The following is a 15,760-nucleotide window of genomic DNA, read 5'->3' on the forward strand; positions in this document are numbered from 1 at the left end:
GCTAATGTCGGGACGGATTAAATAACAATATGAAGTTAAAAAACAATAAATTGGCTCTGTCGTAAGTCTTGTGAGCCGCAATTTGCATGTAACAAACCATTTTTAAATACAATAACTTAACGCCAAACGCTGTGAAAACGGAGAAGTTCAATGAACCGATTTATTCTCGCAGATGCCAACAAATGCATCGGTTGCCGCACCTGTGAGGTGGCCTGTGCTGTAGCGCATCGAGCAGACGGGGATGTGACAGCGCTTAATAATGCCAATTTTCATCCGCGCATTCATGTGGTGAAAGGGGCTGATATTAGTACGGCGGCGACCTGTCGCCAGTGTGAAGATGCGCCTTGCGCCAATGTGTGCCCAAACCATGCGATTCGTCATGAACATGGCTTTGTTCACGTACTGCAGGAGCATTGCATTGGGTGTAAAACCTGTGTGCTGGCTTGCCCGTATGGTGCAATGGATGTGGTGGTTAATCAGGTAGTTTCCGCCAGTTCTACGGCGAATCTATTGATCAACAAAGCCCAAGCCAATAAGTGCGACCTCTGTTATACCCGCGGCCAAGGCCCTGCGTGTATTGAGGTTTGCCCGACCAATGCGCTGCGCTGCGTCGATCGCGCTGAACTAGAAAAACTGAGTGCAGAAAGACGCCGTCGTACCGCGTTAGAAGCCGGTGCTTTGTACATCTAAGTCTGTCAGGAATTCTGTTATGGAAAAAACAACCGTTGTCTGCCCCTATTGCGGAGCAGGCTGCAAGTTGAAGCTCGTCGTAGATAACGGCAAGGTTATTCGCGCTGAAGCTGCCAACGGCTATACCAATCAAGGGGAGCTGTGTCTGAAAGGCTATTATGGCTGGGACTTCCTCAACGATACCAAATTACTCACACCACGCTTACGCGAGCCGATGATCCGTCGCCAACGGGATGCGGCGTTTGAAACCGTTAGCTGGGATGAAGCGATTAAGTTTGTGGCTACTCGCTTGGCCGACATTAAAGCCAAGTATGGTCCGCGCTCAATTATGACCACAGGGTCATCACGCGGCACCGGGAACGAAACCAACTATGTGATGCAAAAATTTGCACGCGCAGTACTCGGCACTAATAACGTCGACTGCTGCGCGCGCGTCTGACACAGCCCCTCTGTCGCAGGTCTGCGCAGTACATTGGGCAACGGCGCCATGAGCGTCTCGTTGGACGATATTGAAAAATCAAAATGCTTGTTCGTATTTGGTTATAACGGTGCTGATTCGCATCCGATTGTGGCGCGTCGCATTATTAAAGCACGGCAAAATGGCGCCAAAATTGTGGTGTGCGATCCGCGTAAAATTGAAACCGCGCGTACCGCTGATCAATTTTTGCAGCTGCGCAACGGCAGTAATATGGCACTGATTAATGCCTTTATTTATACCCTGATTGAGGAAAACCTCTACAACCGCGATTTTGTGGCGAAGTACACCGAAGGCTTTGAAGGCCTGTGGGATGTAGTGAAAGACTATGCCCCTGAAGCGGTGCAAGCGATCACCGGTGTGGCGGCAAGCCAGATCCGTGAAGCGATGCGCACGTATGCCAAAGCGGAATCTGCGGTGATTATGTGGGGCATGGGCGTCACCCAATTTGGCCAAGGCACCGAAACCGTGAAAGGTTTGGCTGCGCTATCGTTGTTGACTGGGCATCTTGGTCGCGAAGGCGCGGGTGTTGCGCCAGTACGTGGACAAAATAACGTGCAAGGGGCCTGTGATATGGGCGCCTTGCCGGATTTGTTCCCTGGCTATCAGTCGGTCACAGATCCGGCTATTCGCGCTAAGTTTGCCAAGGCGTGGGGGATTGACCCGGAACAGATGGATACCGAGCCTGGGGTGAGGTTGTCGTTGGTGCCGCATCTTGCTGATGAGGGCAAAATCAAGGGCTACTACATTATGGGTGAAGATCCGCTGCAAACCGAAGCGGACTTGGCATCGGTGCGTAAAGGGTTAGAAGCGCTTGATTTGCTGGTGGTGCAAGACATCTTCATGACCAAAACCGCTGAAATGGCGGACGTGATTTTGCCGGCGACGTCGTGGGGCGAGCATAGCGGTGTTTACACTTGCTGTGACCGTGGTTTCCAACGCTTTGAAAAAGCGGTTGAGCCTAAATACAACGTCAAACGTGACTGGGAAATTATCTCGCTGATTGCCACTGAGATGGGCTACCCCATGCAGTATGACAATGACCAGCAGATTTGGGATGAAATGCGCGAGCTCTGCCCAATCTACTATGGCGTTACCTACGAAAAAATGGGTGAGTTTGGTCATATTCAATGGCCATGCCCAAGCGAAGATCATCCGGGCACAGCAATTTTGTACACGGATCTGAAGTTCAACGCTGTGCCATCGGGTAAAGGGCAATTGATTGCGCATCATTGGCGTCAACCGGGCGAGCTGACCTCGTCAGATTTTCCGTTGGTGCTCAGTACGGTGCGCGAAGTGGGGCACTACTCTTGTCGGTCGATGACTGGCAACTGCGCTGCACTGAAAACCTTGGCCGATGAACCGGGCTTTGTGCAAGTACATCCACAAGACGCGCAAACACTGGGGATCAGCGATCAGGCGCTGGTGTGGGTTGAATCCCGTCGCGGTAAGGTGATTACTCGCGCTAACTTCAATGAGCGGGTGAATCGTGGTGCTGTCTACATGACCTATCAATGGTGGGTCGGGGCGTGTAACGAGTTAACCCAAGAGCATATGGATACCGTGACTCATACGCCTGAAGCGAAATATTGTGCGGTGAATATCAGCGCCATCGACGATCAACGCTGGGCTGAAAACCACGCGACACAGATTTACAACGAGCTAAAAGCGCGTTTACGTAATGCCGTAGATGAGGCCAAACCTAAGATAGCTTCAGTGTAATTTGCAACGATTGCAAAGTGTGTTAACCGTCGAAAGTAAGGGACAACCATGGAATGGGCGTCCCTTTTTGCTTTATTAACCCGCGAACGCTATACAGGCCGTCACACGTTAGCCCCTTTTGTTATTGCCAATGATCCTTCCTCCTCATTGCTTCGTTTCTATTCAGGTAAACATTTTTACGTTCGCTAACTGCCTTTTGCGCCGAAATTGAGGATGACTAAGTGAAAGCGCTACTTCTTTCATCGTGTTGGTTTCAATGCTTGTGGTTCGCCGCCGTGGTGGGGCGCGAAGCATGGCAATGGTTAACCCTCACGATGGTGATCCTCACTTTACTGCTCAGTATCAGAACCAACGCTGCGCAATGGCGTTGGAGTCTGGCAGTGGCCCTGTTTGGCATCGTACTCGATAGCATCAATCAAGCGGCGGGGTTCTTTGTATTCAATAGTGCGCATCTGCCGTGGTGGATGATGAGTCTGTGGTTGGCCTTCGCTTGGTACAGCTGGTGGTTGAGCGATTTACTGCGGCGTTACCCTGTGTTCATCAGTGTTTTGTTAGGGGCGCTGGCGGGAATGTTGAGTTATCTTGCCGGTGCTTATTTGCAAGCAGTGATGTTGCCCTTCGGTGTGCCGCTCACTGCAGTGATCTTGTTTTGTCAGTGGGGCGTATTAATTGGTTTGATGTTGGCATATCGAGGACGGTTTAGATGAAATGGCGACTCATGCTCAGCTTACTTGGCATTTTAGCCGCGCCAGTATTAGCCGCGCCAGTAAAAGCCGAACCAACACAAGAGTGGGTAACTTGGCCGAGTGTTGGTCAAGCCAAACTGAGCTGGCTCTGGTTTGATATCTACCATTCAACTTTGCGCAGTCCAAGCGGCCGCTATGAAGGCGATGGCTCTACAGTCGCCCTACAGATTGTTTACCAACGCGACATCAGCGCTGAAGAGTTGTTGAAGGCCACCGAGGAGCAATGGCAACAGTTGGGATTTACTGACGAACAAGTGGCTCAATGGCTGCCGCAGCTTTCGGCTATTTTTCCCAGTGTGAATCAAGGGGATCAATTGGTGTATGTCTCGTCGGCCAATAAAGGGCGGTTTTATTGGCGCCAGCAGGCGTCTTCCACTTTTGAACCCTTAGCTCACATCGATAATCCTCAGCTGGACAGCGCTTTTTTAGCGATTTGGTTATCGCCCAATAGTGCCTATCCCAAACTGCGGCAACAACTTATTGGAGCCACCTAATGTTAAAACACTTACTAAAGCGCTGGCACGGCCTGCTTGCCTTCATCCTCACCACCGTAACGCTCACTGGCTGCAGTAGCGATTTGACGGAGTACCGCACCACTTCACCTAAATTCGACTTGTTTGACTACTTCCAAGGTGAACTAAAAGCGTGGGGCATGGTGCAGGATTACACCGGTAAGCAGACGCGCCGCTTTGAAGTGCAAATTAAGGGCACTGTCATCGGTAACACGCTGACCCTAGATGAAGCCTTTGCGTATGACGATGGTGAAACTGATACTCGAGTGTGGACCATTACACGCAGCAGTGATGGCAAGTATATTGGACAAGCTGACGATATTATCGGTGAGGCCAGCGGTGAAGAGCAGGGCAATGCACTACGTTGGCGCTATGATTTTCGCTTGAAAACCGCTGACTATGATATAGACGTGCATTTTGATGATTGGATGTATCGCCAAGATCAACACCATGTGTTTAACGTATCTTCAATTTCGAAGTGGGGTATCGAAGTAGGCAAAGTGACGCTGTTTTTCACCAAGCTTGACGTCGAGTGAGTCGATTGAGCCGAGTGAGTATGTGTACATCATGTGGTTGGCGCAATCGGCTATCGATAATCCAAGTGAATCCAACCAAGACTAAGCAAGCCACAGCTAAACAAAGCTTAACAATTGCTCAGGTTGAGCTTGCTGTTTGGCACTAGCAATATTGCAGCAAATTCGTCACTATGAAGCCCTATGTTTTTAAAAGGAATTCGTGTGTGATGAAGCGGGGTTTTATGTGGCTGGCGAGCGCAATGCTCGCGATGTTGGCGATGTCTGGTTTGGCGCAGGCTGATGATGAGTTTAAAGCGGGTACTGATTACACAGTGCTGGAACAACAGATTAAAGATCCAGACACCAAGGGGCCTTATCTGTTGGAATATTTATGGCTTGGTTGTTCGCACTGCCAAGCAATGAATCCTCTGGTTAAAGCTTTCGAAGAATCACACCCCAAGGTGTCGATTGTCCGTCGCCCTGCGGTGGGTAATGATCGCTGGGTATTCGATGCTCATGTATTTTATGCGCTGTTCTCAATGGGACATGGCGATTTGATCTATGACATCATGGAATACTACCGTTCGTTAGCGCGTAGCGAACGTCGCTTGCCTGATCTTGCTGATGTGAAAGGCTATATCGCCAGCAAAGGTATTGATCCGCAGCAGTTTGAAAAAATGATGGATTCAGATGAAAACTTAGCGCGACTCTCGGTGGCATATCGCGATCAGCAATCATTTGGATTAAAAGGCGTGCCGGTGTTTTTAGTCAGTGGCAAATATCAAATTCGGTTTGAGGCGTTATCCAAAGCCAAAGACCCACAAACACGCTTTACAGCGTTAGTGGAATATTTACTGAAACAAAGCTAAGCGCATATTCGTTACTTGTGGCGAAGGGTAATTCGTCACAAGTAGCTCGCGAGTCACCTTCATTTCCAAAAGTTTTATGTAACAGCCATCATGTAATAGCCATGATGAAACAGTATTCATCTGCAATCACTTACAACCAAGCAATAAGCACTGGTTTGCTCAAAATTATGTTGGTTTTATTATTATCTTTTAGTTTTCTGAAATTTTTATTTTTGTCGATGATTAATATTTGCGGTAATTGAAAAATAGGTTGGTGAATGTGATCTCTGACCTATATGTTAATTCAATTAATTATTAAATAGTGATAGATATAAAATAAATATAAAAGTATGAGGGATGCACTTATAGCTATTAGCGTACAGGGCTGAAACTCGTGATGGCTTAAAGGTATGATGTTTAGCTCGCCACGGATTGTTTGACCTACTTAGCACCTTTTATATTTTGTTTTGATATATCAACTTAATGCTTAAGTCATTAATTCATAAATGTTCTTATTAGAGTCTTCACATTTATTATTCTAAAGTCTAATAATTTGCGAATTTTTAATTATCGGATTTTACGATTCGCTTAATTAGTTGGTGAAATGTATTACGTTTTATCTTTGCGTTAGATCATCTTTATATCCTCTGTTTAACTAATATTTTTATTTTGGTGATTTTAAATATCGCAATTTGTTGTTTCTTGTCACATATAAAACAACTGAATTTAAAATTAATTCAACATTTGTAGTATGTTTATTTGGCGACAGTTTTATATGTTGTTCAGATGACGCGGTGTTAATTCACATTGTGAAACGTTGAATTAGTTAAAACCGATATAAACCTGATGATGATATTGGCTAGTAATATCTGGCAAGCCACTGACTTCATATGATGCTGTATTTGCGCTAACAATACTTAACAAGGGACGCAAATGATGAAAAATCATAATATGTCATTACTTGCACTGCTCTTATCCGGCATGCTCGCTCTCACAGGTTGTGGTGGTGACGACGGTAAAGACGGTGTAGATGGTGCTAATGGTGCAAACGGCGTAGATGGTACTGACGGTGCAGACGGAAAAGACGGTGTTAACGCCGGCGAGTTCGTTTCTACAGTCTACAAAGCCGGTGATGTGTCGTTCACAATCGATGCTGCTGAAAACACCTTAGCAGGCAGTGATGCATTCGTATTGAAATTCAGTGTGGCAGCCACTAACCAAGTGGGTGATGCTAAACCGTTAACTGGTTTAGAAGAAATTCGTGTTTATTCGGCTACTGCAGTAACAAATGCGACTCAAGACGGTCCATCTGTCTACTGGCAAAGCAATGGCTCAATGTACTGTACCTTAACCGGTATGCGTGGTACTGCTGAAACCTGTACATTGACCGAAGATCCTGAAAATCCAGGCAGTTATACCGGCACTTGGGAACATGATGGCGCTGCGACTATCATGAGTGCTGCAGATGACTTGAATGCACCACATCGCATAATGTTGCGTGTTTACGGTCTGACTGATGAAAACGGCGTTGCAATTAGCGATAAAGTATTGGAAACATTCACCTATCTGCCAGCTACTGGTGAAATGGGTGTTGCTTCTGGTAAAGACACCGTACCTGATGCGGTTTGTAAACAGTGCCACGGTGAAAGCGACGCAACTGGTAAGCTGGCCAACATCCATGCTCACCACAACTATGAAAGTGTTGAAAACTGTATCCAATGTCATAACCCAGGCACTCAACCTTCAGCTGAAGAAGCTGCCGAAGGTTATGTCTATGACCTGCCAGCGATGATCCACCGTATCCACGGCGGCGAACATCTGGCTGCGTTGGCGCCTTATGGCTTTATCCAAGCCGAAGAGTGGGCTGAAATCAAATATCCAGCACCGCTGTACGAATGTACTGTTTGTCACCAAGGTGGCGATACTTGGGCAACCGAGCCAACTCGCGCTGCATGTACTGGCTGTCACTCTAACATCGACTTTGCTACCGGTGTTGGCCACTCTGAATTTGAATTGGCACAAGCGGATGACTCTCAATGTATGGCTTGCCACACATCTGGTCCTTTGGCACCAATTCAAGCACACAAAGTGGGTAAACAAGCTGAGTATGCAGATCTACTGAAAGTGAACTATACCGGCGCAACCAAAGCCGCTTCCGTTAACCCTGGCTACCAAGTGGTTACCGTCACTGCAGAAGTTACTCTGAACGGTGCACCATTAGCGAACGTTGCTGATTTGGCTGTGATCAAGAAAACTTCAACACTGATGGGTAACATCAGTGCTACAGGCGAAGTCACTCGTTGGGCAACTCGTCCTAACCTGACTGCTGGTACCTTGGTTAACGGCGTATTGGAACTGACACAAGAAGTGACAGATGCTCAAGCTACCGGAACCATCTATCTGTCAGGCGATATGCAATATTGCGTAAGCTCAGCAGGTAAAGCAGTAAGTTGTGCTGATGACGATTTGTCATTCGGTGATGACGACTGGATTGGTGCAAATATCCCAACTAAGTTCTTCAACTTAGACGGCGGTACTGCAACTCCTTCACGCTATGTAGTTGAAGACACCATCACTATCGCACAAGACAAGTGTAATGCCTGTCACTCAGACATGAACTATGTCAAACGTGGTCACCACGGTGTGCATAATATTGACCAATGTATGGATTGCCATAACAACAATTATCCAGGCGCTCACAACGGCTTTGATAACAAAGATTTGGCAACCTCTGTTCACTATTATCACAGCAATGATGTAGTGCCTTATCCAGGTCCTGCTGACGATTGTACTATGTGTCACAAAGACGGTGATGCACTGTTCCGTGACGATGGTACTTTGACTTCAGGCCGCAAAGCGATTCAAGTGCCTAATGGTTACATTTCACCTGTATCTGAAAGCTGCCACGCTTGCCATATCTCTGAAGCAGCGGTTGCGCACTTCAAGTCAAATGGCGCTTATGTGTTAGGTTCAGAAGCAGAAACGAGTGCTCTGCCAGTTGAATCATGTGCAACTTGTCACGCTGAAGGTAAGTCATTCGGTATCGATAAGTTCCACAAAATGTAACGAATAGCTGGGGACTGCTTCGGTTGACTAAGCTGAAGCTTTCCCTACTGCGAAGTTGTCACCGTGTTTTTCGCTGTCACAGCGTCCCCTGTTGAGGCCCAAAAACACGGATTGAGTATCAACGCGAGCAGTATTTGTGACATGTTGTTGGGGTCTGTCATAAAGGCTTTGGTGCCGTTTGAAGTAGTCCCTAGCACCTATGAGAAAAGCAGCTCTTGTGAGCTGCTTTTTTGCTGTTTAATCTGCGGTTATTGCGGCTTTTCTGCCAGCAAGGCTTCCCGTGCTAACCGTTGCTGATTGACCACTGCCGCAAAATTTAGTGCCGGTTTGGATGGATGTTTAGCGCAGTGCGCAACCGCTAACTCCACTTTTATGGCGGTTTTCTGAATGGGCCGATACACCACACCTTTTACCGCCAGTTGTTGCATCGATTCTGGCAACAGCGAAATTCCCAGCTCTGCCGACACCATCGACAAAATCGAGGCGATTTGTGGTGCTGGCTGGCCGACCACTGGCTCGAATCCCGCTTCTTGGCAAACGTGAACCACCGCATCGTGCAGGCTCACGGCGAGGGTTCTTGGCGTCATAATAAAGGGTTCGTAGCGCAGTAAGCGGGTATCAATCGCCTCGGAATGGCGCGCAAGCGGGTGCGATGAGGGCAGGGCAATCACCAGCTGCTCTTCCAAAAAGTGCTGCACGGTCAGTTGATTGGGATCGGGATCTGAGGGCCGTAAAATTGCTGCATCAAGCCGATCAGTTTCTAACCCTTCAGCCAAGGCTAATGAGTTAGCCTCTTCAATGGTCAGTTCCACCTCAGGATAGCGACGGCGATATTGGCGAATCACCGCCGGAATTGCTGGATGCAAAGCGGCGGTGCCGGTGACGCCCAAGCGCAGCTTACCGGTTTCACCTTTGGCCGCTTTTAACGCCGTTTCCTTCGCTTGTTGTATTTGCAAAGGCAAGCCTGATACTTCGCGATATAGCGCTTTGCCTGCGTCAGTCAGTTCAGCCCCGTGCGGGGTGCGAAAGAACAGCTCGGTACCTATCTCTTGCTCAAGTGCTTTTATCTGCTGACTTAATGGCGGCTGGGCAATGTGCAATCGATTAGCGGCTCTGGTGAAATTTTGTTCTTCTGCGACCGCTAAAAAGTAGCGAATGTGACGTAGCTCCATGCTATATCCAAAACATATCAAGATGTGATTTATTATATATTAGAACTATTGCTTGCAGCTGCATAAAATGACCATGTTGTCTTTTTTATTAGCCTAAAGTCGTAGATATTATGAACAGTTCAGAACCTAGTCCTTCCAGCGCTGTCAGCGCAACTGCCGATTCAGTTGTGGCTGACAGCGAAAGTTATGCCGGTATCGAAAAAGGCTCTCAAGCTTTTAAACATGCCAGTATCGCGTTGTTTCTTGCCGGATTTTCCAGTTTTTCCCTCATCTATTGCGTGCAACCTTTGTTGCCCAACCTCTCCGCCAGTTTTGGGGTTAGCCCCGCAGAAAGCTCACTCGCCCTTTCCGTCACCACAGGATTTCTCGCATTTGCCATTGTGTTAGCCGGTGCATTCTCACAAGCCTTGGGTCGTAAAGGCTTGATGTTTTGCTCAATGGCTGCGGCTGCTGGGCTTAACTGTTTAGTGGCGATTTCGCCAGAATGGCATGGGGTGCTGCTAGGACGAGCATTGGAAGGCATAGTGTTGGGCGGCGTTCCCGCAGTGGCTATGGCGTGGCTGGCAGAAGAGATTGCCCCAAAAGATCTTGGCAAAGCGATGGGACTTTACGTTGGTGGTACCGCCTTTGGCGCCATGATGGGCCGTGTCGCGATGGGGCTACTCACTGAGTTTGCTTCATGGCGGGTGGCGATGGGCGTACTCGGGTTTCTGTGTTTAATCTCTGCCATTGGCTTTTGGTATCTGCTGCCAGAATCGCGTAACTTTGTCCGCAAACCGGGACTGAACTTAGGTTTTCATTTGACCTCATGGAAGAGTCATCTGCGTAACCCGCGCTTGGTGAAACTTTATGCGGTGGGTTTTATGCTGATCAGTGTGTTTGTCACCCTGTTTAACTACACCACCTTTCGCTTGTCGTCTGAGCCATTTGGCTTTAACCAAACCCAAGTCAGCATGATCTTTTTAGCATTCGCATTCGGTATTGTGTCTTCCTCAATGGCGGGGAGTTTGGCGGATAAATATGGCCGTACCAAACTGCTGTTTGCAGCTTTTATTCTGATGCTAAGTGGCGCAATGTTGACCCTGTTTGGCGCGATTACCCTGATTGTCTGTGGCGTAGCCTTGATTACGACCGGCTTTTTTGTGGGGCACTCAGCGGCCAGCAGCTCCGTTGGTGCAACGGCGAAACAGGCTAAAGGCCATGCATCTTCGCTCTACCTGTTGTTCTACTACATGGGTTCCAGTATCTCTGGCACCGCGGGTGGTTGGTTTTGGCAGCATGGCGGTTGGCCGTCTGTGGTGATGTTCACTGGCAGTTATGCGTTGGCAGGTTTGTTACTGCTGTATGTCACGGCGTGGCGTGAAAAACATGCCACCCAAGGCCAAAGCTTCTAATCTGCGACCTTAACCGTCGTAGCTGAATGATCGGTAACCAGCCCCGCTACTGTTAGCAAACAGGCGGGGCTGTTTTTTTTGAATGATTTATCACCGTTATGATGGACGCTTTTTATGGCGTCAATAGTAGCCTATTGCACTGAAGTGCTTGATTCACAAATTCTCATCAATCTTGCTCAAGTGTTGCTTATCAGCACAGTCTTTATTAGCGGCCATTAAGGCTTAGCAACATATCTTCCATATCTGGTTAACATTCGTATAATGCTGTTCCACGTTGTTGGGCGTGTACTCCTACAGAGTTGGGGGAAGGGGGCGGTCTCATCAGCGTTATTTGCCTGATGTGACCATTAACTACCTATATAAATGATTATAAATTAGAGGTTTATTGTGGCGACTATTGACGTTGGGAGCGTTAATTCGGCGGTGGAAACACTCGTCCATAGCGCGAACACCATGTTTATCCTGCTTGGGGCGGTGATGGTGTTGGCGATGCACGCTGGCTTTGCTTTCTTAGAAGTGGGCACAGTGCGGCATAAAAATCAGGTAAATGCCTTAGTGAAGATTTTGACGGACTTTGCGGTGTCGACATTGGCGTATTTCTTCATTGGCTATCAAGTGGCTTACGGCGTTGATTTTTTTGCCAGTGCCAACGAGTTAACCCAAAGCAATGGCTATGAGTTGGTGAAGTTCTTCTTCCTGCTAACCTTTGCTGCGGCAATTCCGGCGATTGTGTCTGGCGGTATTGCTGAGCGGGCGCGTTTTTATCCAATTTTGGTGGCAACTGCGCTGATTGTGTCGTTTGTTTATCCGTTTTTTGAAGGTCTGATTTGGAACGGTAATTACGGCTACCAAGCCTGGTTGGATCAACAGTTTGGTGCGCAGTTCCATGATTTTGCGGGTTCGGTAGTGGTGCACAGTGTTGGTGGCTGGATTGCCTTTGCTGCCATTTTACTGTTGGGTTCGCGCAAAGGGCGTTACCGTAATGGCAAGGTGATTGCGTTTGCGCCGTCCAATATTCCGTTTTTGGCGTTAGGCGCTTGGGTGTTGGCCGTCGGTTGGTTTGGCTTTAACGTGATGTCAGCGCAGACCCTAGAGAATATCTCTGGTTTAGTGGCAATCAACAGTTTGATGGCGATGGTCGGCGGTACCTTGGTGGCCATGTTACTCGGTAAAAACGACCCTGGCTTTATCCATAACGGCCCGCTGGCGGGCTTGGTGGCAGTTTGTGCCGGTTCAGATCTGATGCATCCGATTGGTGCTTTAGTGGTGGGCGGCGTTGCCGGTGGTCTATTTGTGTGGGTATTCACCATGGCTCAAAATAAGTTTCCAGCGTTTGATGACGTGCTCGGTGTGTGGCCGTTGCATGGCTTGTGTGGCGCTTGGGGCGGTATTGCGGCAGGCATTTTTGCCAGCCCATCGCTCGGTGGCTTAGGCGGCGTAAGTTTTATGGCGCAACTGGTGGGCACTGTGACCGGTATTGTGGTGGCCACTGTAGGCGGCTTTGTGATGTACGGCTTAGTGAAATTAGTGTCTGGATTGCGCTTATCTGAAGAAGATGAATTTCGTGGCGCTGACTTAGCTATTCATCGCATTGGTGCGACCAGCGAAGAGTAACGCTCACTTAGGCCGGACAGGAAGTTTCTTAGGTCGGCAATGCATCAACGAAAAAGCTCAGCCTGTTGGCTGAGCTTTTTGTTTGCAGACTGCGAGGTAGCAATTACTTGGTCAACAGTTTGTCGTAGAACCCAGCAACATCCTTGTAGAAATCAACCATCGCTTTTTCGTTCAGGTAGATCATGTGGCCTGATGGGTAGTAGGTCAGCGACACGTTGCCTTTGAGGCTTGGGTCGAGGTTCATGTGCGCCAAATCGTACTCAGTGGCATGGAATGGCGTGGCCATATCAAAGTAGCCGTTGGTCGCTAGTACATGCAGATCGGGGTTGGTGCGAATTGCATCGCCGAGGTCGCGCACCACATAGGGCTCGCGGGTTTTGTATTGGAAGCCCCATACGCCGCCTTGGGCATGGCTCCAGTCCCAGTTCATGTACGCTGCGTGGTTAGATACCTTGTACGACTCAGTGGTGCTGTAGTTGAGTTCCGTTTCTAGGTAGTTGTGCAGACTGGCCACATAAGCGCCGCTTGGGCCTGTGCTTGATGGGTCGGTGTCAGGCATCGCGCCAATGGCGTCATCATCCATGCCCAGATAACGGCCATCGTAGCGGCCTAACGTACGGTGTTCATCACGCAGCAACTCTTTGCGGAACTGGCCTTGATTAACACGCAGATTGGCGTTGATCAAATACTGGGTATCTAGCCCTGTGTATTGATGCAGTTTTTCGGCGATTTCCGCCAGTTTGTCGGCAGGGAGGTTATGGCCTTGTGCCAAGGCAATAGCGTAATCCGTTTCAGCAAAGGTGCGCACTTCATCCAAGAATGGCTCAAGCTTTTCTGGCTTGTTTGGCAGTTTGTTTTGATACCATGCGGTAGCTGCAAAGGTAGGCAAAATGCCCACGTATTGGCGATCTAAGCCGGGGGCATTTTCTGAATAGTTAAGAATGCTAGATACCAACACAATCCCGTTGAACGCCATGCCTTGGCCTTGCAGTTTGTTCACTAGCGCTGGCGCACGTATTGTGCCGTATGATTCGCCGATGACAAACTTCGGCGCGGCCCATTGATGATTGAGGGTGACGTAGCGGGTAATAAAGCGGGCAAAGCCGTCAACGTCGCCATCTACGCCCCAAAAGTGCTTGGCTGGATCATCTTTACCATCGGCATTGTCTTTGGTGGCGATACCGCGTGAGTAACCGGTGCCAAAGGCATCAACAAACACCAAGTCGGTTTTATCCAGCAGGGTAAATTGATTATCCACCAAGTTATAAGGCGCGGCACCGGTTGGCGCAGCATTTTCAGTCAAAATCCGCTTTGGCCCAAACGAGCCCATGTGCAACCACAGACTTGAAGAGCCAGGGCCACCGTTAAATAGGAAGGTCACCGGGCGCTGTTCACCGCGCTTGGCCGGCTTAGTGTAGGCCACATAAAACACCTTGGCATCTGGCTCGTTTTTGTCGTTGCGGATCACCATAGTGCCGGTGGTTGCAGTGTATTCGAATTTATCGCCATGCAAGCGAATGGCGTGTTCTGTGGTGACTGTTTGGTCTTGCGCTTCAGCCGCGATTGCTGCTGTTTGCTCGGCAGCCATCACCGGAGTGAGCAATAATGTTGAGGTTGACAGGGTGGCTGCAAGCACCGCTGCTAGAGGTAGTAAACGCATGGTTAGCTCCAATTTTATTGATTATGTTTTTTTGATTGCGGAGTACCGTTGTAACAGAGATTTTAATGGCTGTGGTGCGACAATTTGTGAATGGAAATATCATTATTGTGCGTAATGTTGAACGATAATTTTTGCGTAACTTGCTGTTTTATAGTTGGTTAATATTAATTTGTCTGGGTAAAATAGCGTGACTTACTGTGTGGCAAGACAACTTTTGTCACAATTTGACAGTAAAAATCATTTATCTAAGAAAAAGTTAAAGTAATGCAAGTAATCATGCTTTAGCATTTACATTCTTCAACCGTATAATTCACCGCCTAAAGTGAAATTAAAGGAAGTACAGTGCAGTATCTACTTACTTACCTCAAAGGATTGGCCATGGGGGCCGCTGATGTGGTGCCAGGGGTATCTGGCGGAACAATAGCCTTTATTACCGGCATCTACGACACCTTGTTAGAAAGCATTCGCCGTGTGAATCCATCTTTGTGGAAACGTTATCGCGAGCAGGGCTTTAAAGCGGTGTTGACCCATATCAACGCCGGTTTTTTGTTGAGCCTGTTTGCTGGCATTATCACCAGTATTTTGACACTGGCTAAGCTGATTTCGTGGCTGTTGGTGGAGCATCCAATTCCGGTTTGGTCGTTCTTTTTTGGCTTAATCATTGTGTCTGTGATGCACATGTTAAAGCAGGTGCAGGGTGGAGTATCACTGGTACGCCTCGTACTGTTCGCCGTGGGTGTACTGATCGCTTGGGGCATTACGGTGTTGAGTCCGGTCAGTATCGAAGCCAGTTATTTGAATATCTTTTTTGGTGGCGCCATTGCGATTTGCGCAATGATTTTACCGGGCATTTCGGGCAGCTTCATACTGCTGCTGTTAGGGCTATATCCCGCGGTATTGGCGGCGGCAAAGAACCTGCAAATCGATATTTTGGCTTGCTTTGCAGTGGGCGCTTTGATCGGTATTTTGAGCTTTAGCCATCTACTGTCGATGTTGTTGCGCCGTTTTAAGGACGCGACCTTGATTTTTTTAACCGGCTTGATGATGGGCACCCTTGGCAAGATTTGGCCATGGAAGCAAACCCTGAGCTGGCGGACCAATTCACACGGTGAACAAGTGCCATTGTTGCAGCAAAACTTGTCGCCGCTTGCCTATGAAAACCTTACCGGGCAATCACATCAACTCTGGTTAGCGCTGATCTATGCTTGCTCCGCTATCGTGCTGGTGTTGGCACTGGAATACATCAGTAATCGCAAGCATCACCATTAAGGGTGACTCGTTAACAAGGGCTCCGTTGGAGCCTTTTTTGTGGGCGTAAAAAATATTTGTACAAATATTTGATCCTT

Annotated in this window: 12 protein-coding genes; 10 read left to right on the forward strand and 2 right to left on the reverse strand. The window is 48.3% G+C overall.

Annotated features, from left to right (window positions below):
• The first annotated feature begins 150 nt into the window (after positions 1–150).
• From hydN to JYB87_RS04740, 7 genes are all read left to right on the forward strand, one after another.
• Positions 151–690, forward strand: a complete 540-nt coding sequence (gene hydN / locus JYB87_RS04710) for an electron transport protein HydN (protein WP_207355755.1) — start codon at positions 151–153, stop codon at positions 688–690.
• A gap of 19 nt (positions 691–709) precedes the next feature.
• Entirely contained in the window at positions 710–2,887 is a 2,178-nt protein-coding gene (gene fdhF, locus JYB87_RS04715) for a formate dehydrogenase subunit alpha (protein WP_207355756.1), read from the forward strand.
• Positions 2,888–3,108: 221 nt separating this feature from the next.
• Positions 3,109–3,594: a DUF2878 domain-containing protein gene (locus JYB87_RS04720; RefSeq protein ID WP_207355757.1), complete on the forward strand. Its 486-nt coding sequence runs from the start codon at positions 3,109–3,111 to the stop codon at positions 3,592–3,594.
• Entirely contained in the window at positions 3,591–4,127 is a 537-nt protein-coding gene (locus JYB87_RS04725) for a chalcone isomerase family protein (RefSeq protein WP_207355758.1), read from the forward strand. The genes JYB87_RS04720 and JYB87_RS04725 overlap by 4 nt, the downstream gene beginning before the upstream one ends.
• Positions 4,127–4,681: a DUF3833 domain-containing protein gene (locus tag JYB87_RS04730; RefSeq protein WP_207355759.1), complete on the forward strand. Its 555-nt coding sequence runs from the start codon at positions 4,127–4,129 to the stop codon at positions 4,679–4,681. The genes JYB87_RS04725 and JYB87_RS04730 overlap by 1 nt, the downstream gene beginning before the upstream one ends.
• 203 nt (positions 4,682–4,884) lie before the next feature.
• Positions 4,885–5,529 (forward strand): thioredoxin domain-containing protein, encoded by a 645-nt coding sequence (locus tag JYB87_RS04735; protein ID WP_207355760.1) that lies wholly within the window; start codon positions 4,885–4,887, stop codon positions 5,527–5,529.
• 912 nt (positions 5,530–6,441) lie between these two features.
• Positions 6,442–8,574, forward strand: a complete 2,133-nt coding sequence (locus tag JYB87_RS04740) for an OmcA/MtrC family decaheme c-type cytochrome (protein WP_207355761.1) — start codon at positions 6,442–6,444, stop codon at positions 8,572–8,574.
• A 248-nt stretch (positions 8,575–8,822) separates the two neighbouring features.
• On the opposite strand, the gene JYB87_RS04745 is transcribed toward JYB87_RS04740, so the two are convergent.
• Entirely contained in the window at positions 8,823–9,746 is a 924-nt protein-coding gene (locus JYB87_RS04745) for a LysR family transcriptional regulator (protein ID WP_207355762.1), read from the reverse strand.
• 110 nt (positions 9,747–9,856) lie between these two features.
• Here JYB87_RS04745 and JYB87_RS04750 point away from each other — a divergent pair, with 110 nt between their 5' ends.
• Together JYB87_RS04750 and JYB87_RS04755 are read left to right on the forward strand one after the other, a co-directional pair.
• Positions 9,857–11,140 carry an MFS transporter gene (locus JYB87_RS04750; RefSeq protein WP_207355763.1) on the forward strand — a complete coding sequence of 428 codons (1,284 nt, stop codon included), beginning with the start codon at positions 9,857–9,859 and terminating at the stop codon, positions 11,138–11,140.
• A 453-nt stretch (positions 11,141–11,593) separates the two neighbouring features.
• Positions 11,594–12,754, forward strand: a complete 1,161-nt coding sequence (locus JYB87_RS04755; protein ID WP_207356592.1) for an ammonium transporter — start codon at positions 11,594–11,596, stop codon at positions 12,752–12,754.
• A 103-nt stretch (positions 12,755–12,857) separates the two neighbouring features.
• On the opposite strand, the gene JYB87_RS04760 is transcribed toward JYB87_RS04755, so the two are convergent.
• Positions 12,858–14,414, reverse strand: a complete 1,557-nt coding sequence (locus JYB87_RS04760) for a S10 family peptidase (RefSeq protein ID WP_207355764.1) — start codon at positions 14,412–14,414, stop codon at positions 12,858–12,860.
• A 342-nt stretch (positions 14,415–14,756) separates the two neighbouring features.
• On the opposite strand from JYB87_RS04760, the gene JYB87_RS04765 reads away from it, so the two are divergent.
• Positions 14,757–15,683: a DUF368 domain-containing protein gene (locus tag JYB87_RS04765; RefSeq protein ID WP_207355765.1), complete on the forward strand. Its 927-nt coding sequence runs from the start codon at positions 14,757–14,759 to the stop codon at positions 15,681–15,683.
• Positions 15,684–15,760: the final 77 nt, after the last annotated feature.

Origin of the sequence: Shewanella avicenniae, from assembly GCF_017354945.1 — a bacterium.
Classification (GTDB): Bacteria; Pseudomonadota; Gammaproteobacteria; order Enterobacterales; family Shewanellaceae; genus Shewanella; species Shewanella avicenniae.